This window comes from Acinetobacter sp. UBA3132 (genome assembly GCF_002364825.1).
GTDB classification, from domain to species: Bacteria; Pseudomonadota; Gammaproteobacteria; order Pseudomonadales; family Moraxellaceae; genus Acinetobacter; species Acinetobacter schindleri.
In genome coordinates, this window is sequence record NZ_DEZM01000192.1 from 36,807 (window position 1) to 37,622 (window position 816).

Below are 816 nucleotides of genomic sequence, written 5' to 3' on the forward strand. Positions count from 1 at the left end.
AATATCCGACAGCAACTCAAGAATGACTCAACTACGAGGGAATCCCATTGACACACTTTAATCTGCAACGTCCTTATATCCACGGACAATTTGTCGATGCTACATCCAACAGCACATTTGAAACAATTAATCCAGCGACCGGCGAAGTTCTGGCAGAAGTCCAGATTTGCAGCAAAGACGACATCGACCGTGCGGTAAAATCCGCTCAGCAAGGCCAGAAAGTCTGGGCAGAAATGACGGCGATTCAACGTTCCCGTATCTTGCAAAAAGCGGTGGCGATACTGAGAGATCGTAATGATGAACTGGCCCGTATTGAAACTCTCGACAGTGGTAAAGCTTTTAGTGAAACATCCACCGTCGATATTGCAACGGGCGCTGATGTGCTCGAATATTATGCGGGTATTTTGCCAGCACTCGAAGGCCAGCAAATCCCGCTCAGAAGCAGTTCGTTTGTTTATACCCGCCGTGAACCTTTGGGTGTAGTTGCCGGGATTGGTGCATGGAATTACCCGATTCAAATCGCCTTATGGAAATCTGCACCTGCACTGGCAGCAGGCAATGCCATGATCTTTAAAGCCAGTGAAGTAACGCCTTTAACTGCATTAAAACTGGCAGAAATTTATACTGAAGCAGGTGTACCGCATGGCGTATTCAATGTGGTGACCGGCAGTGGTGACATTGGTGGCTATCTGACTTCACATCCGGACATAGCCAAAGTTTCATTTACAGGTGGTGTTGCCACCGGCAAAAAAGTCATGGCCCAAGCTGCAAATTCCAGCCTGAAAGAAGTCACCATGGAGCTGGGCGGAAAATCCC

General features: G+C 48.0%; 1 protein-coding gene. It reads left to right on the top strand.

All coding sequences use genetic code 11. The features are described from left to right. Positions 1-47 precede the first annotated feature (47 nt). Positions 48-816, top strand: a 769-nt coding sequence (locus B4033_RS10500) for an aldehyde dehydrogenase family protein (protein WP_286833744.1), incomplete at its 3' end; no start/stop codon positions are given.